Origin of the sequence: Stenotrophomonas sp. GD03654, from assembly GCF_029845105.1 — a bacterium.
GTDB classification, from domain to species: Bacteria; Pseudomonadota; Gammaproteobacteria; order Xanthomonadales; family Xanthomonadaceae; genus Stenotrophomonas; species Stenotrophomonas africana.
This window is the reverse complement of record NZ_JAOCLC010000088.1, coordinates 1-16566: the sequence shown is the minus strand read 5'-3', so window position 1 is coordinate 16566 and position 16566 is coordinate 1. Positions and strand designations below refer to the sequence as shown.

Here is a 16566-nt window from a genome sequence, read left to right as displayed (position 1 = left end):
CGTCGGCCAGCCCAAGGGGAAATGCCGGCTACCGCATCGGCACCAGCGCCGCCTCGCGCCGGTACAGCGCCGGGAACTGCTTGCCCAGCGCGGTCAGCTTCGGTGCGTCGTAGTAGCGGATGTAGGCCGCCTGCGGGTAGTTCGTCATGTAGTTCTGGTGGTAGCTCTCGGCCGGATGGAAGCGCTGGCCGCTGACCAGCTGGGTGACGATCGGGGCGCGGTAGCTGCCGGCCTGGCCGAGCTGGGCGATGTAGGCGCGGCTGGCCGCCTGCTGGCGGGCGTCATCAGTGAAGATCGCCGAACGGTACTGGCTGCCGTGGTCGGGCCCCTGGCGGTTGAGCTGGGTCGGGTCGTGCGCCACCGAGAAGAACACCTGCATCAACTGCCCGTAGCTGACCTGGCGTGGGTCGTAGTCGATCTTCACCGCTTCGGCATGACCGGTCTGGCCGCTGCTGACCCGCTCATAGCGGGCATTGGCAGCGCTGCCACCGATGTAGCCGGACACCGCATTGCTCACGCCTTTGACGTGTTGGAACACGCCCTGCACGCCCCAGAAGCAACCGCCGGCGAACACCACGCTGGCGTGGGTCGCGTCATCGCGGAACGCCGCATCGCCGGTGGGTGTCGGCAGTGCCTGGGTCTGCGCGCTGGCTTCGACCGGCGCCGCGGCCGCGCCATGCTCGACCAGCAGCACACCGGCGATCAACGCCGTGGCCACCAGACCTGCAACACCGGCGGCGATGCCTTGTTCAAAGGAGAGTTTCATCGTGTGCTCCCGGTTCAACCGAAGGTGAAGGCGTAGGCCTGCACGCCCGCGTCAAGGAATTCGATCTCGAAGCGGTGCGGGCCGATCGTGCCGCGCTGTCGGATCAGCTGGTACAGGCGGTGCTCGTCGACCACACCGCTGCCATCGGCACCGACATCGCTGCCGGCATCGGCGGCGGGCAGCGGCTTGCCGTCCAACAGCACGCGGAAGCGCACCGGCTTTCCACCCTGGCCCGGCGCCAGCACCAGATGCAGGTCGCGCGCATGGAACTGGAAGGCGATGCGGCCACCGGCCTGCTGCAGCTGCGCGTCCTCGTCGCTGACGGTCCAGCGTCCGGACAGGCCCCACTGGTTCAACGCGAGCGTGGCCGGCATGGTGTAGTCGAACGCGGTATCGCTGCGCTGCCCGCCGGGCGAGGCGAACTGCTCGGCGCGGGCGTGGCCCAGATAGGTTTCCGGCGAGCGCAGATTGCCCATGTCGGCCTGCGCGGCCACGCCCTTCAGATCGGCGGCGGCCGGATCGGCCGGCGGTGGCAGATTCGTCTGGCCTGCTTCGGTCAGCAGGCGACGGATCATCTGTTCCGAGCGCGCATAGTTGCCTTCGCCGAACTGGTGCCCGCGGATGTTGCCCTGCGCATCGACGAAGTACTGCGCCGGCCAGTAGCGGTTGTTGAACGCGCGCCAGATCGTGTACTGGTTGTCGAGCGCCACCGGGTACTCGACCTTCAGCTGCTGCACGGCCTTCATCACATTGCGCGGGTCACGTTCGAAGGCGAACTCTGGCGTGTGTACGCCGATCACCACCAGGCCATGGTCGCGGTAGCGACGTTCCCATTCGTGCACGAACGGCATCGCACGCAAGCAGTTGATGCAGGAGTACGTCCAGAAATCGACCAGCACTACCTTGCCGCGCAGCTGCTGGTTCGTCAGCGGCGGGCTGTTGAGCCAGCCGGTGGCGCCGTCCAGCGCGGGCAGGGTGCCTTCCACCGGCAACGGTGCATCGGCCGCGGCGTTGGCACCGGCCATCATCATCATCGGCGGTGCCGCTGGCTGCGCACCGGGCACCGCGTCCAGTAAGCCCTGCTCGATGCGCGCAGTGCTGACCGTCGAAAGGCGGGTCAGCAGGCCGGTATCCCATCCCAGGCCAATCGCCACTACGGCCAGCAGCGCCGCCACACCCAACACCTTGCGCAATACATCGCCGAGGCCAAGCCGCGCCTGCAGCGCACGGAACACGCGGCCGCCCACCCACACCGCCAGCGCCAGTGCGGTGATCGCACCCAGCGCATACGCCAGCAGCAGCGCACTGGTACCGACGCTGGCGCCATGCAGGGCAGCACCGGTCAGCACCAGGCCGAGGATTGGCCCGGCGCAGGGTGCCCACAGCAGGCCGGTGGCGATGCCGATCAGCAGCGAGGTCCACGCGCCGCCGTGCCCCGCGGCATCCGCCGCATCGGCACGCGCGCTCAAGCGGGCACCCACGCGCTGGAACGGCGCCAGAAGATGGTCGGCCAGTCGCGGCCACAGCAGGGCGACCGCGAACAACGCCATCAACAGCAGGGCGATCCAGCGTCCGACCTGGTTGGCCTGCGCCACCCATTGGCTGCCCACCGCGGCCAGGCTGGCGACCACGGTGAAGGTCAGTGCCATGCCCAGCAGCAACGGCAGCGTGCTGCGCAGGAATGGACGGTCGGCACGCGCGAACACGAACGGCAGCACCGGCAGGATGCAGGGGCTGAGCAGGGTCAATGCGCCCCCCAGGTAAGCAAGCAGCAACAGCAGCATGGTCAGGCTCCGGAAACAGGAGAAGAACCGACCGGCACCCGCCAGCCGTCGGCGGTGCCATCCGTGGCGCCGGGAACGAACACCATCGCCGCACCGTTCATGCAGTAGCGCAGCCCGGTCGGGCGCGGGCCGTCGTTGAACACATGGCCGAGGTGGCCACCGCAGCGGCGGCAGTGCACCTCTACCCGCAGCATCCCGAAGGTGACGTCGCGGTCTTCGCCAATGGCGTTGTGCAGCGGCGCCCAGAAGCTGGGCCAGCCGGTGCCGCTCTCGAACTTGGTGGACGATGAGAACAGCGGCAGCGCACAGCCGGCGCAGGCGAAGGTGCCCTGCCGGTGTTCCTTGTTGAGCGGGCTGCTGTATGGGCGCTCGGTGGCCTGCTGGCGCAGCACCGCGTACTGCGCCGGGGTCAGTTGCTGGCGCCACTGCGCATCGCTGTGCATGACTTCGAACTGTCGCGGCGGGCGCGCTTCAGCGGCCGCCGGGGCGGCGCGGCTGCAGGCCCCCAGGCCGAGCAGGCCGGCGGCGGTGGCAACACCGCCCAGGCCCAGCAGATGGCGGCGGGACAGGGACATGGCGGACTCCGGGAAGGGGCGACGGGGCCATGCTGCGCCTGCCCGGGTCAACGAATCCTCACGCAGGATTCAATTTTTCGTGAGGTATCGGCAGCCATCCCGCGCCACAATGCAGCCAGCCTCCCCACTGGCCCCGAGCTGCCGATGTCCACCAAACGCGTGCTGATCGTCGAAGACGATGCCCACATTGCCGACCTGCTGCGCATGCATCTGGGCGATGAGGGCTACGACGTCGCCCATGCCGCCAGTGGCGACGCCGGCCTGCGCCTGCTCGAGCAGGACGGCCCGTGGGATGCGCTGGTGCTGGACGTGATGCTGCCCGGCGTGGACGGCCTGCAGGTCTGCCAGCGTGCACGCGCGATGGCGCGTTATGTGCCGATCATCATCATCAGCGCGCGTGGCAGCGAAACCCAGCGCATCGTCGGCCTGGAACTGGGCGCGGACGATTACCTGGCAAAACCCTTCTCGATGCCGGAACTGGTGGCACGGGTGCGCGCATTGCTGCGCCGTGCCGAGGCGATGGCGCAGAGCGCACGCATCGACGCCGGCGCAATCGAACTGGGCGGCCTGCAACTGGACCCGGTGGCGCGCACCGCCTCGGTGAACGGCAATGCGCTGGAACTGACCCCGCGTGAGTTCGACCTGCTGCTGTTCTTCGCCCGTCATCCGGACCAGGTGTTCGCGCGCATGGAACTGCTCAACCAGGTCTGGGGCTACCAGCACGATGGCTACGAACACACGGTCAACACCCACATCAACCGCCTGCGCAGCAAGATCGAGCCAGACCCGGCCAATCCACGGCGATTGCTGACGGTGTGGGGGCGCGGCTACAAGCTGGTCGACCCGGCCGGGGCGGCGACATGATCAAACCGAACCTGTGGCAGAAGCTGGCGGCGGTGATCGCCGCGCTGATGCTGATGTGCTGCATGGCACTGCTGGCGCTGCAGATGCGTGCCAATACCCGCCACGAGCAGGAGGTGGTGCAGCGGCTGTCGCTGGGCCTGGCCGAGCACATCGCCCAGCGCAGCGAGCTGATGGATACCAGCGGCATGCGTGATGCGGCGGTGCGCGCGCTGTTCGGCCAGTTGATGGCGGTCAATCCCAGCGTCGAGGTCTACCTGCTGGACGACCAAGGCCGCATTCTCGGCCACGATGCGCCCAGTGGGCATCTGGTGCGCAACCGGGTGGACGTGGCGCCACTGCGTCGCCTGCTGGCCGGTGCGCCGTTGCCGATCCTGGGCGATGACCCGCGCAGCGCGGACGGCCGCAAGGTGTTCAGTGCCGCACCGTTGATCGTGCAGGGCCGCCAGGCCGGCTATGTGTACGTGGTGCTGGTGGGCGAGCACCGGCAGATGCTGGCCGACGATCTCGCCGCCGGCAGCCAATGGAACACCACGCTGTGGTCGGTCGTGCTGGTGGGGGGGCTCGGCCTGCTGGCCGGGCTGGTGGCGTTCTATTGGGTGACCCGCCCACTGCGGCGGCTGACCCGGCGCATCCAGGCCTTCGACATCGATGCGCCGACGCCGCTGCCGCCGCCGGAGCCGCTGCGCCCAGGTGAGCGCGACGAACTGGTGATCCTGGAACACGCACACGCGCAGATGGCGCAGCGGCTGGGTGAGCAATGGCAGCAGTTGCGCCAGCAGGACCTGCAGCGGCGCGAACTGGTGGCCAACATCTCGCATGACCTGCGCACGCCATTGTCGTCGCTGCACGGCTATCTGGAAACGCTGGCGTTGAAGGACGCTACGCTGTCGCCGGATGAGCGCCGCCGCTACCTCGGTATCGCGTTGGCGCAGAGCGCCAAGGTTGGCCGGCTTGCGCGTGCGCTGTTCGAGCTGGCGCGGCTGGAACATGGCGAAGTGCGCCTGGAGTGGGAAGTGTTCGCGCTGCCGGAACTGCTGCAGGACGTAGTGCAGAAGTTCGAGCTGGCCGCGCAGGCGCGCAACCAGCGCCTGCACGCCGAGTTCCCGCCGGGCCTGCCATTGGTGCGGGCCGACCTGGGCCTGGTCGAGCGGGTGCTGACCAACCTGCTCGACAACGCGTTGCGGCATGCGCCGGAAGGTGGCCGGATCGATGTGCGCCTGCGTGCGACGCCCGACAGCGTGGAGGTCAGCGTGGCCGATGACGGCCCCGGGGTGGCGCCAGCGCTGCGAAACCAGTTGTTCCAGGCACCGGCTGCGTTGGGAGCACGGCGCGGCGAGAACGGCGGGCTGGGCCTGTTGATCGTGCAGCGCATCGTGCAGCTGCACGGGCGCCGGATCGAACTGCGCGACAGCGAGCGCGGCGCGTTGTTCGTGTTTGCCTTGCCGCGTGCCGAACCCGCGGTCTAGCAGGTCGTCTCGCTCTCCACGGCACCGCCGCTTTCCAGCGGCAGGTGCAGGCGGATGCAGGCACCGCCCAGTTCGGAGTCGGTTACTTCAACGTGGCCGCCATGCTTGTCGGCCACCACCTGCACCAGTGCCAGGCCGAGGCCGAACCCGGGGCTGCCCGGATCCAGCCGCACATAGGGTTGCAGCACCTGACCGCGCAATTCGGGTGCGATGCCGGGGCCATCGTCCTCCACCTGCAGGCACAGCCAGCCGTCGTTGACCGTGCTGGCGATACGGATCTGCCGCCGTGCGTAGCGCAGGGCATTACCGAGCAGGTTGCGCAGCGCCAGTTCCAGCATGTGCCGGTTGACGTTGACCAGGCCTGCCGGCGACAGCACCTGCTGTACCGGCATCGGCAGCGGTGCGAACTGGGCCACCACGCCACGTACCAGTGCCGCCAGCTGCAGGCGCTGGCGGGTCAGCTGGTGACAGCGGCCGAGCGCGGCGTACTCGACACCGGCATCGGTGAGGTGCTGCAGCCGATCGACATCGGTACGCAGCCCGCCCAGCGCATCGCGCTGCACATCGTCGAGCGCGGTGTCCTCCAGGTCGGCCAGGCCGAAGCGCATCCGCGCCAATGGCGTGCGGACTTCGTGCGCCACCGCCTGGGCCAGCACGCGCTGGCTTTCCAGCAGCTGCTGCAGCTGCTCGGCCATGTGATTGAAGGCATTGGCCAGCGGCCGCACCAGCGCGGTTCCGGCGCGCGGCGCGCGGGTATCCAGCTGGCCGTCGCGCATCTGCCGGGCGGCCTGGGCCAGCTGCGAGACATCGCGCCACAGGCGGTAGACCATCACGTACATCGGCAGTGCCACTGCCACCATCAGGATCAGCAGCAGGATCGCCACGCCGGACACTTCGCTGTCCTGCCAGCCCTCGTCCGGCAGCGCTTCGTCCAGTGGCCCCAGCATCACCGCGTAGTCGCTGTCGCCGATCCGCTGCAGGCTGCGCATGTGCTCCAGGTCGATCTGCACCCGGCCGTTGTTGAACGGCGGTCGCTGGTTGGCCGACAGCGCCTTCTCCGCCTCGGCCAGCGGCACCATCCGCAGGGCGTAGGCGAAGTCAGCGTCGAGCCCGCGTGCCAGGGCGGGCCATTGCTCGCGTGGTGTTTCCGCGAAGCGTTGCTGCAGCAGCACATGGGTGCCGCGCATCTCGGCCAGCAGGCTGGCTTCGGTGCGGTCTTCCAGCAGTGCATCCCAGGCCCACAGGCCAAGCACGATCAGCAGCAGGTGAGCAACCAGGAAGCCAATGCCGTAGCGCAGAAAGTGGAAGGCGTGGCCGCGCATTGCCGAAGGCGTGCGCTTCATCCCCATGCCGAGCGGCTGAACAGATAGCCGCGTCCACGGACGGTCTTGATCCGCTCCGGTTGTTCAGGGTTGTCGCCCAGCTTGCGGCGCAGGCGCGAGATGCGTGCATCGATCGAACGGTCCAGGCCGTCGAAGGCGATGCCACGCAGGCCGCGCAACAGTGCATCGCGGTCCAGGATCTGGCCGGCGTTGCTGGCCAGCAGGAACAGCAGGTCGAACTCGGCCGTGGTCAGCTCCAGCAGGCTGCCCTGCAGGTGGACGTTGCGGGTGGAAGGGTCGATGCTCAGCTCGCCGAATCGCAGGCTGCCGTCGCGCGGTTCGACCCGGCGATGGCGGCGCAGGTGCGCACGCAGGCGGGCCAGCAGCACCCGCGGCTCGATGGGTTTGCCGATGTAATCGTCGGCCCCCAGCTCCAGTCCCAGCACCTGGTCGATGTTGTCGGTGCGGGCAGTCAGCACACAGATGATGCCGTCGTAGTGGGGCCGGATCTGTCGACACACTTCGAAACCGTCCTGGTCCGGCAGACCAACATCCAGCAGGACCAGGGCCGGCTTCTCAGCCAGGATCCGGGTCACCGCACGCTCGCCGCTGCGCTCGTGGGCGACCTGGTAACCATGCCGCTGCAGATAGTCACTGACCATCGTACCCAGGCGGGCATCGTCTTCGACCAGTACGATATCCAGCATTTTCAAGGCCTCCGTGGACGCAAACGTACCGCCACGGCACGAGCGCGGCGATGCTATCCCAGCCTTCGGGCCGCCCGGGTCCCGGGGGCGGGCGCCATTCAGCCGGGGTTGCTGGCGCACGGGCCGGGCCTCAGGCCTGGCAACAACTTGGCGTCCAGCATAGCCTGATGCTGTTACAAAACGTTACCTTCGTGATACGCACGGTGACCATCGCTGACAGCAAAGCGACTGACGCAGGGCCGGGGGCGGGCCGAGCATGGAGTCTCCTCCGCTCCGCGTGTCGCTCCCATGTCGCCCGCCGCCGCCTGCCTGCTGAACCCGTCCCGCCGCTGCCGCTGCGGAGGTGCCCGATGAGCGGCGTGGTCGGGGCCTGGCTGCCGCCCGCCGAGGACGAACACCTGCTGCAGCAGCTGGCGCCAATGCTGCGCGCCCTGCAGCAGCGCGGCCGGGGGCGCATCGGCTACTGGACCGACGCCGAGGCCGGCCTGGCGCTGGGCCACTGTCGGGCGCCAACCGATACGCCGTTGCAGCCCCTGAGTTCGGACTGTGGCCGTTACGTGCTGTGCCTGGATGGCCGGTTGTACAACCGGGCCGACCTGCAGTCGCAGCTGCGCGATCTGCCACGCAGCTGCAGCGATGCGCGGCTGCTGCTGCAGGCGATTGTTGAATGGGGCGTGGAGCGGACGCTGTCGCGCATCGAGGGAGCATTTGGCTTCAGTGTCTGGGATCGGGAGTCGCGCGCGCTGTGGCTGGCCCGTGACCCGGTCGGCGAGCGGCCGCTGTACTACGGCTGGTACCAGGGCCGGTTCCTGTTCGCCTCGGAAATGAAGGCACTCCAGGCCTTTGCCGGTTTCGCCCCGAGCATCGACCAGGATGCGCTGAGCCTGCTGCTGCGCCACGACTATGTGCCGGCGCCGCACACCATCTACCGGGGCATCCACAAGCTGGTGGCCGGCGCGGTGCTGCGCATCGATCTCAGCGACCATGCTGCGGGTTACTCCAGCCAGGCCGCGCAGGGGGGGGCGCGCTACTGGTGCGCACGCGATGCGATGCAGAGCGCATTACAGGAACCACTGCTGCCGGCGCCGAGCCTTGAGCAGGCCACAGACCAGCTGGAAGCCGTACTGCAGAAGGCCATCGCTTCACGCATGCACTCGCCATTGGCCTGTGGCGCGTTCCTGTCCGGCGGCACCGACTCGTCGCTGGTGACGGCGATGATGCAGGCGCAATCGACCCTGCCGATCGAGGCCTGGACGGTCGGTTTCGACGATCCCGGCCATGACGAGAGCGATTGGGCCTCGCAGGTCGCGCGGCATCTGGGCGTGCAGCACCATCTGCACCGGATGGACGCGCGCCAGGGCCTGGATCTGCTGCAGCGGCTGCCGCAGGTCTGGTGCGAGCCGTTCGCCGATGCTTCGCAGCTGCCGACCCTGCTGGCCAGTGAACTGCTGGGCGCGCGCAAGCCGGTGGCGCTCACCGGCGACGGTGGCGATGAACTGTTCTTCGGCCACCCGAGCTATGGCCGCGCGCTGCGCAATGCGCGCCTGTGCGGTGGCCTGCCGGACTGGGTGCGCGATCTGGCGCGGCGCAGCGGCAACCGCATGAACGTCGAGCGTGGCCGCCTGGGCGGCTGGCGTGCGTTGGTGGCCGAGGTCGCCGCCAATGACGTGGAAGGTCACTACCTGCAGCGCGTGACGCGCTGGCGGCAGCCGGCACAGGTGGTGCTGGGCGCGCGCGAGCCGATGACGATCTTCCAGCAGCAGGACACGGCGCTGCCGGCCGAAGCCCGCATCCAGCTGCTGGATTTCCGTATGGATCTGGCTGAGGGCATCCTCGCCAAGGTCGACCGTGCCGGCATGGCGGCCGGGGTGGAAACCCGTGCGCCGCTGTTGGACATGGAAGTGGTGCGCTTGGCCTGGCGGCTGCCGCAGCACCTGAAGTATCACGACGGTGAGCACAAGCGCATTCTCAAGCACCTGCTGGCACGCTATCTGCCGGAGCCGCTGGTGTACCGGCCCAAACGCGGTTTCGGCCCGCCGATGGCACGCTGGCTGGCCGGCCCGCTGCGCGATTGGGCCGAGGCGCTGCTGGACCCGCAGCTGCTGCGCAACCAGGGCTGCTTCGATGCGGCACGCGTGCGCGGCATCTGGGAAGCGTTCCTGCGGGGTGAGCGCAAGTGGCACACGCACCTGTGGAATGTGTTGATGTTCCAGGCGTGGCACCAGCACTGGCACGTCAATCGCGGGCGTTGAGCCGTTTCTGCATTGCGTGCAGCGGACTGAATCAGCGTGGCGCAGGGCGGATGCCCTTGCGTACGAATGTCCTCCGGCGCCGGCCGTTGGCCGTCACCTCCCCCTTTACTTCGTACGCAAGGGCATCCGCCCTGCGTTCGGAGTTCGTCGGCGCCTCGTTGAAAGGCGCCACGAGCGCTGCGCTTTACCTGCCGTAAGCCGAGCCTCGTCGGGGCAGGCAGGGGTCTGGGCAAAGTAAAGGAGGAGGTGACGGCCAAGGGCCGGCGCCGGGGGACATTTGTCCAGGCCCCTGCCCGCCCCGGCGGGGCCCTCCAGCCTGCAGAGACGTCGGACGAAGACGCACTTCGGTATCCGGACGCCAGACAAAAAAAGACCCGGCAGAGGGAGGGATCTGCCGGGTCCGGATTGCGTGGGGGGAGGGACCCACGCAATGAGCGTTGCGTCGCGTCAGTGGTTGTTCGCGTCCGCCGTTGATTCGTTGTAGCCCTGCACCAGTTCGGACCACGCCTTGCCGGCCACCAGGCCGAGACCGACCACGTCCTGCTGGGCCTGACCCAGCCGCTGCAGGTTGTCCTGCCACAGCTGTGCGCCCTTGTTGAGCATCCCGGCCGCGTCGTCGCTGCGGGCCAGTTCGCCCAGCCAGCCGCCGGTCGCGGTCAGGTTGCGCTCCATCACCTTCAGCTGCACGCCGAACATGCTTTCCGCGTTCTCCAATGCCAACCGGTTCGCACGCGTTGCCGCGGCGGCGAACTGGCGGGTGGCATCACTGAAGCGATCGCTGAAGGCGGCGGCCATGGGGCATCAGGGAGTGACTTGATGCAATGCAGCATACGCCGTTGATGCGGCAATGCAACAAAAATAACAAAGGCGCCCACGGCGCCTTTGAAACACCTTTCAGATCAATGGGTTGATCAGGCCGCCGGGCCGCGGTAACGGCAACCGGAGGTGCAGGTTTCGTGCACGGTGATCTCGCTCAGCGCCGGCAGGCTGGGCTTGAGTTCGTTCCAGATCCACACCGCCAGGTTCTCGCTGGTCGGGTTCTCCAGGCCGGGGATGTCATTGAGGTAGTGATGGTCCAGGCGGTCGTAGATCGGCTGGAAGGCTGCCTTCACGTCGCCGAAGTCCATGATCCAGCCGGTCTGCGCACCGGGCTCGCCCTCGACCTTCAGTTCCACCCGGAACGAGTGGCCGTGCAGGCGCGCGCACTTGTGCCCCGGCGGCACGTTGGGGAGGCGGTGCGCCGCCTCGAGCATGAAGACTTTGAAGATTTCCATGGCGCGATTGTACGCCGCAGGTGGCCGGCCGGCCTGAGCGGATGTTGGGCTTTTGTGAATTAAGTCTTTCCATCCGGATGAAGAGATGATAATTTCTCTTATATCCGTATGAAGAGATGTTATTGGCCGAACCCCGGCCAGGCATGGACTACTGCGGAACTTCGTCGCCCTTACCACCTCCCCCCACATCGTCATGCCCAAGCACACCCTGCTCGTGGCGGCCCTGGCCGTCGCTCTGGCCGCGCCTTTGTCCGCCGCCGCCGAAACCTCCGCCGACGCCAGTGGCGACGCCAGCACCCTGGCCGCCGTGCGCGTCACCGGTTCCAACATCAAGCGCACCGATACCGAGGCCTCCAACCCGGTGCAGGTGATCGGCCGCCAGCAGTTGGAACAGACCGGCAAGGCCACCGTGGCCGATGTGCTGCGTTCGATCTCGGCCAACACCGGCAACGCCAGCAACGAAACCACCAACAACGGCTGGGCCTCCGGCTCGGCCGGCATCGGCCTGCGTGGCCTGTCGCAGAAAAACACGCTGGTGCTGCTCAACGGCCGCCGCCTGGCCAACTACGGCTTCCCGGCCGGCGGCCTGTCCGACACCTTCGTCGATCTCAACGCGCTGCCGCTGGTCGCGGTCGAGCGCATTGAGGTGCTCAAGGACGGTGCCTCGGCGGTGTACGGCTCCGACGCCGTGGCCGGCGTGGTCAACATCATCACCCGGCAGAACTTCGAAGGCGCCGAGATCGGCGGCAGCTTCGGCGGTGCCGACCAGGGCGGCCTGCACGAGCAGAACCTGAAGTTCGTCGGCGGCCTCGGTGATCTCGACACCGATGGCTACAACATCCTCTTCAGCCTGCAGGGGTACAACCGCGAGCGCCTGGACCAGGACGAGCGCAACCTGACCAGGAGCGGCATCTACACCGACAAGCCGGGTGGCCGCTGGAACGGCTGGTCGGCCAAGGGCGCGCGCTACCTGGTCAACGGCATCTCGGTGCCGATGCTCGATGCCAACGGTAACTGCCCGACCGGCACCACCCGCGTGGCCAGCGCGCCGATCGATGGCCTGGCCGGCGACACCTGCGGCTTCAACCAGGCACCGTTCACCACGCTGATCCCCTCGACCAAGCGCTACCATGCCTACGCCAACGGTACCTTCCGCCTGAACGACAACGTCGAGGCCTTCGGCGAAGTGCTGTACAGCCAGATCAAGAGCGCCGCGTGGTTCGGCAGCAGCCCGTTCTTCACCCTGGAGAGCGGCCGCTTCGCACTGAACGCCAACAGCGGCCTGGCCGAGCCGGTGTCGTCGCTGCTGCCGGCCAGCAATCCTTACAACCCGTACGGTCGTGCGATCCCGATCGAGTACACCTTCTTCGACCTGGGCGGCACGATCAAGACCAACCGATCCACGGCCTATCGCGGCGTATTCGGCCTGCGTGGCACCACCGCCCACTGGGACTGGGAAGTGGCTGCATTCGGTGCGCGCAGCAGCGAACGCGAGAGCGTCTCCGGTGGCTTCGCTAATCGCTGGGCACTGGCCGATGCGCTGGCCACCGGCAGTTACAACCTGCTGAATCCGGCGGCCACGCCGCAGTCGGTGCGTGACTCGATCAACATCGCCACGCTGCGTCCGGCCGAGTCCAAGCTGCAGGGCATCGACGCGAAGATCTCCGGCAGCCTCGGCCATACCTGGGCCGGCGAGATCGGTTTCGCTGCCGGTGCCGAGTGGCGCCGCGAGAAGCTCGACTCCAACAACCCGTGGCAGATCGATGCCGGCCTGCAGGTGCGCCCGGCCATTGCCGAAGTGCACGGCAAACGCCAGGTCAGTGCGGCCTACGCCGAAGTGAACGTGCCGCTGGCCTCGACGCTGGAGCTGTCCGCCGCCGCGCGCGCCGATCACTACGATGATTTCGGCGATGCGTTCTCGCCGAAGCTCGGCCTGCGTTGGCAGCCGCTGGATTTCCTGCTGGTGCGAGCGTCGGCGTCGAAGGGCTTCCGCGCACCGTCGCTTTCGGAAAACTCCAACAGCACCAGCATCGCCTACGGCAGCGTGGTCGATCCGCGTGATCCGGACGTGCCGGGTTCGCGGCAGAATCCCACCTTCTTCACCGTCGGCAACAACGCGCTGAAGCCCGAGCGCACCAAGAGCGTGAACTTCGGCGTGGTGCTGTCGCCGTGGGCCAACACCAACCTGAGCGTGGACTACTACCGCATCCAGCTCGACAACCTGGTCGGCACCAACAACACCCAGACCCTGGTCAACGACAACGTGGCCGGTGCGGTGCAGCGCGATGAGCGCGGCAAGCTGCAGGCGGTCTACAACCGCTACCAGAACCTGAGCGAGCTGAAGACCTCGGGCATCGACGTCGAGCTGCGCCAGCGCATCCCGACCGCAGCACTGGGTGACTTCACCGTGTCCTCGGCCTACACCCACGTGCGCGACTACCGCCGCCCGACCGTGGTCGGCGGCCCGCTGGTGGATTACGCCGGCAGCAACCTGGGCGCGACCCTGCCCAAGGACAAGGCCACCACCACGCTGGACTGGAAGTACGGTGATTTCAACGCAGCCGTGACCTGGTACTACACCAGCAGCTACCGCCAGGAAGCCAGCACCGCCGCCAAGGCCGTGCAGCAGCGCGTCGGTAGCTACAGCCAGTACGACCTGTACCTGGCCTACACCGGCATCGACAAGCTGACCGTGTATGCCAAGGTGCAGAACCTGGCCGACAAGACGCCGCCGTACGACGCCTCGTTCCCGGGCATCCGCGCGCCGTACGACTTCAGCCAGTACGACCTGCGTGGCCGCTACTTCACGCTGGGCTTCGATTACCGCTTCTGATCCATCCGCCGCGGCCGGTCACCTGAGGGGACCGGCCGCGCGATCGTCTGCCGTTGTGTTCCAGGGGAGTCACCGTGTCCTTGCATCGCCGTGCCGTTCTTCCGCTGCTGCTTGCCGCCGCCACCGCACTGTCCTCGCCGCAGCCGGCGCAGGCACAGAGCGCGTATTTCTTCCCGCAGGTCACCGACGCAGTGGCGTTCGATGCAGCGGTGCCGACGCCGGAGCAGTTCCTCGGCTACCCGATCGGCAGCCGTTACACCCGGCACGACCAGCTGGTGGCGTATTTCCAGGAATTGGCGAAACGCTCGGACAAGATCAGCGTGCGCGAGATCGGCCGCAGCTATGAAGGTCGCCCGCTGTTGATCGCCACCGTCACCGCTGCAGGCAATCATGCGCGGCTGGAGCAGATCCGCCAGCAGCACGCGACCCTGGCCGATCCGGCGCAGCCGCGCAGCGCCGCCGGTGACAGCCCGGTGGTGGTGTGGCTGGGCTACAGCGTGCATGGGAACGAGACCTCCAGTGCCGAGGCGGCAATGCTGACGGCGTACTACCTGGTGGCCAACCGCAGTGCCGAAACCCAGCAGTGGCTGCAGCAGGCGGTGGTGCTGTTCGACCCGGCACAGAATCCGGATGGCCGCGATCGCGCCGCCAACTGGCACAACGCCTGGGCCTCCGATCCAGCCTCTGCCGACCCGGCCGACAAGGAGCACGTCGAGCCGTTCCCGCAAGGGCGCACCAACCACTACTTCACCGATCTCAACCGCGACTGGCTGGCCCTGACCCAGCAGGACTCACGGCCGAAGGTGGAGGTGTTCCACCAGTGGTACCCGAACGTGCAGATCGACTTCCACGAGATGGGCAAGGACAGCACCTACTACTTCGAGCCCTCGCCGAAGAGCATGCACAGCCCGCTGATTCCGGCGGCGTCGTATGAATTCAACAAGACCCTCGCCAGGTACCACGCGCAGGCGCTGGATGCCTTGGGTTCGCTGTACTACACGGGCGAGAATTTCGACAATTTCTCGCCGGTGTACGGTTCCACCTATCCGGACTTCCATGGCGCCGTCGGCGTTACCGTCGAGCAGGCCAGCTCGCGCGGCCGCGTGCAGGAATCGGTGAATGGCCTGCTGACCTTCCCGTTCACCATCCGCAACCAGGTCGCAACCGGGCTGGGCACGGTGCGTGGCGCGGTGACCGAGCGCAGCGGCCTGTTCGACCTGCAGAAGCAGTTCTTCCAGGGCGCGCTGAAGCAGGCCGCGCAGCAGCCGGTGAAGAGTTTCGTGTTCGGCGATGCGCATGACCCGGCCTTGACCCGTCGCCTGCTGGAACTGCTGCTGCTGCATCGCATCGAGGTGCGCGCGCTGGATCATGCCGTCACTGTCGATGGGCAGCGCTTCGATGCCGGCAGCGCCTACGTGGTGCCGGTGCAGCAGGCGCAGTTCCGCCTGGTGCATTCGATCTTTGCCGAGACGCCGCCGATCAAGGGTGATGTGTTCTACGGCAGCACCAGCTATGCAATCGCACCGGCCTACGGCGTGGCCTTTGCGGGCAGCCGCAGCCGCATCGACGGCGGTGCGCGTGTGACCGCGCTGCCTGCGGAGCAGGGCGCGGTGCTGGGCGGCGAGGCCGGATTCGCCTACGCCATCGACTGGCGCGACTACAACGCCGGGCGCGCGCTGGCCGCGCTGCAGGGCAAGGGCGTGAATGCGCGCGCGGCATTCCAGCCGTTCACCACCGCGACCGCGCAGGGCGACATCAGCTTCGCCGCCGGCAGCCTGGTCGTTCCGGTTGCCGGGCAGTCGCTGCAGGGTGCGGCGCTGCTTGAGGCAGTGACGTCCGCCGCGCGCGAGGCGGGCGTACAGGTACACGCGCTGTCCAGCGGCCGCAGCCGCGAAGGCATCGACCTCGGCAGTGACGGCGTGAAAGCGCTGCGCAAGCCTGCGGTCGCGCTGGTGATGGGCGAGGGCGTGGCCGCCACCGAGATCGGATCGGCGTGGTTCCTGCTCGACCAGCAGCTGCACCTGCCGGCCAGCAAGCTGGACCCGCAGCAGCTGGGCAAGGTGCCGCTGGACCGCTACACCACGATTGTGTTGTCCGGCGGTACCTATACGGGCGTCGATGCCACGGCAGTGGCTGCACTGAAGCGCTGGGTGCAGGCCGGTGGTTCGCTGGTGACCTACGGCAGTGCCTCGAAGTGGGCGATCGAACAGAAGCTGGCCGACGGCGAAAAGCTCAGCAAGGAAGAAGAGACTGCTGACGAAAGCCGCCGCGCGTTCGGCGACCAGCGCGACATCGCCGCGATCGAGCGGGTGAGCGGCAACATCCTCAGTGCCGATGTTGATACCAGCCATCCGCTGGCATTCGGCGTGCCGCGCCGGCAGCTGGCGATCAACAAGGAGAACACGGTGACGCTGCAGCCGAGCACGAATCCGTTCTCGACGGTGGTGCGCATTGATACGCCACCGCGGGTGAATGGTTACCTGTCCGAGCGCAACCGTACGCGGGTGGCGGGCAGTGCATGGTTGCTGGTGTCGGCGCAGGGGCAGGGCAACGTTGTGCTGTTTGCCGATGATCCGGCGCACCGCAAGTACTGGCACGGGACGGACCGGCTGCTGATCAACGCGATCTTCTTCGGGAATCTGGTGAATCCGAGCAAGGCGCGGGGTTGAGGGTTTGCGCGCCTTGATTGATGCGTGTGGGGGAGGCCGGGCGGGCTGCGCAGG

Annotated in this window: 12 protein-coding genes; 5 read left to right on the top strand and 7 right to left on the bottom strand. The window is 67.7% G+C overall.

Annotated elements, in window-relative coordinates:
- Positions 1-28: 28 nt before the first annotated feature.
- From msrA to msrB, 3 genes are read right to left on the bottom strand one after another with little or no spacing between them, the layout of a single operon-like run.
- A complete protein-coding gene (gene msrA, locus N5J73_RS21840) occupies positions 29-766 on the bottom strand; it encodes a peptide-methionine (S)-S-oxide reductase MsrA (protein WP_049444885.1) in 738 nt (245 codons plus the stop codon).
- Between the two features lie 14 nt (positions 767-780).
- The gene (locus N5J73_RS21835; protein WP_049444887.1) at positions 781-2550 is read right to left on the bottom strand and encodes a cytochrome c biogenesis protein CcdA; all 1770 of its coding nucleotides are present in this window, start codon (positions 2548-2550) and stop codon (positions 781-783) included.
- Positions 2551-2552: 2 nt separating this feature from the next.
- Positions 2553-3125, bottom strand: coding sequence for a peptide-methionine (R)-S-oxide reductase MsrB (msrB, locus tag N5J73_RS21830; protein ID WP_049444889.1), 573 nt, complete (start codon positions 3123-3125; stop codon positions 2553-2555).
- Between the two features lie 144 nt (positions 3126-3269).
- On the opposite strand from msrB, the gene N5J73_RS21825 reads away from it, so the two are divergent.
- Complete coding sequence (locus N5J73_RS21825; RefSeq protein ID WP_049444891.1) at positions 3270-3989, top strand: response regulator transcription factor; 720 nt, start codon at positions 3270-3272, stop codon at positions 3987-3989.
- Positions 3986-5455, top strand: coding sequence for a HAMP domain-containing sensor histidine kinase (locus N5J73_RS21820; protein ID WP_049444894.1), 1470 nt, complete (start codon positions 3986-3988; stop codon positions 5453-5455). Before N5J73_RS21825 ends, N5J73_RS21820 begins: the two co-directional genes overlap by 4 nt.
- On the opposite strand, the gene N5J73_RS21815 is transcribed toward N5J73_RS21820, so the two are convergent.
- Together N5J73_RS21815 and N5J73_RS21810 are read right to left on the bottom strand one after the other, a co-directional pair.
- A complete protein-coding gene (locus tag N5J73_RS21815) occupies positions 5452-6798 on the bottom strand; it encodes an ATP-binding protein (protein ID WP_049444896.1) in 1347 nt (448 codons plus the stop codon). The genes N5J73_RS21820 and N5J73_RS21815 overlap by 4 nt on opposite strands.
- Positions 6795-7484: a winged helix-turn-helix domain-containing protein gene (locus N5J73_RS21810; protein WP_049444898.1), complete on the bottom strand. Its 690-nt coding sequence runs from the start codon at positions 7482-7484 to the stop codon at positions 6795-6797. Before N5J73_RS21810 ends, N5J73_RS21815 begins: the two co-directional genes overlap by 4 nt.
- A gap of 350 nt (positions 7485-7834) precedes the next feature.
- Here N5J73_RS21810 and asnB point away from each other — a divergent pair, with 350 nt between their 5' ends.
- On the top strand, positions 7835-9736 hold the full coding sequence (gene asnB / locus N5J73_RS21805; RefSeq protein WP_049444900.1) for an asparagine synthase (glutamine-hydrolyzing): 1902 nt from the start codon (positions 7835-7837) through the stop codon (positions 9734-9736).
- Between the two features lie 447 nt (positions 9737-10183).
- Here asnB and N5J73_RS21800 read toward each other — a convergent pair whose 3' ends face one another.
- Both N5J73_RS21800 and queD read right to left on the bottom strand, forming a co-directional pair.
- Positions 10184-10531 (bottom strand): phasin family protein, encoded by a 348-nt coding sequence (locus N5J73_RS21800; RefSeq protein WP_049444902.1) that lies wholly within the window; start codon positions 10529-10531, stop codon positions 10184-10186.
- A gap of 116 nt (positions 10532-10647) precedes the next feature.
- Positions 10648-11010 carry a 6-carboxytetrahydropterin synthase QueD gene (queD, locus tag N5J73_RS21795; protein WP_049444904.1) on the bottom strand — a complete coding sequence of 121 codons (363 nt, stop codon included), beginning with the start codon at positions 11008-11010 and terminating at the stop codon, positions 10648-10650.
- Between the two features lie 193 nt (positions 11011-11203).
- Here queD and N5J73_RS21790 point away from each other — a divergent pair, with 193 nt between their 5' ends.
- Both N5J73_RS21790 and N5J73_RS21785 read left to right on the top strand, forming a co-directional pair.
- The gene (locus N5J73_RS21790; protein WP_049444906.1) at positions 11204-13843 is read left to right on the top strand and encodes a TonB-dependent receptor; all 2640 of its coding nucleotides are present in this window, start codon (positions 11204-11206) and stop codon (positions 13841-13843) included.
- A gap of 74 nt (positions 13844-13917) precedes the next feature.
- A complete protein-coding gene (locus N5J73_RS21785; protein WP_049444909.1) occupies positions 13918-16512 on the top strand; it encodes a M14 family zinc carboxypeptidase in 2595 nt (864 codons plus the stop codon).
- Positions 16513-16566: the final 54 nt, after the last annotated feature.

Coding starts and splice junctions, on each gene's coding strand:
- msrA (WP_049444885.1), bottom strand. CDS start 766: ATGAAACTCTCCTTTGAACAAGGCATCGCCGCCGGTGTTGCAGGTCTG.
- N5J73_RS21815 (WP_049444896.1), bottom strand. CDS start 6,798: ATGAAGCGCACGCCTTCGGCAATGCGCGGCCACGCCTTCCACTTTCTG.
- N5J73_RS21825 (WP_049444891.1), top strand. CDS start 3,270: ATGTCCACCAAACGCGTGCTGATCGTCGAAGACGATGCCCACATTGCC.
- N5J73_RS21790 (WP_049444906.1), top strand. CDS start 11,204: ATGCCCAAGCACACCCTGCTCGTGGCGGCCCTGGCCGTCGCTCTGGCC.
- N5J73_RS21800 (WP_049444902.1), bottom strand. CDS start 10,531: ATGGCCGCCGCCTTCAGCGATCGCTTCAGTGATGCCACCCGCCAGTTC.
- asnB (WP_049444900.1), top strand. CDS start 7,835: ATGAGCGGCGTGGTCGGGGCCTGGCTGCCGCCCGCCGAGGACGAACAC.
- N5J73_RS21810 (WP_049444898.1), bottom strand. CDS start 7,484: ATGCTGGATATCGTACTGGTCGAAGACGATGCCCGCCTGGGTACGATG.
- msrB (WP_049444889.1), bottom strand. CDS start 3,125: ATGTCCCTGTCCCGCCGCCATCTGCTGGGCCTGGGCGGTGTTGCCACC.
- N5J73_RS21835 (WP_049444887.1), bottom strand. CDS start 2,550: ATGCTGCTGTTGCTGCTTGCTTACCTGGGGGGCGCATTGACCCTGCTC.
- queD (WP_049444904.1), bottom strand. CDS start 11,010: ATGGAAATCTTCAAAGTCTTCATGCTCGAGGCGGCGCACCGCCTCCCC.
- N5J73_RS21820 (WP_049444894.1), top strand. CDS start 3,986: ATGATCAAACCGAACCTGTGGCAGAAGCTGGCGGCGGTGATCGCCGCG.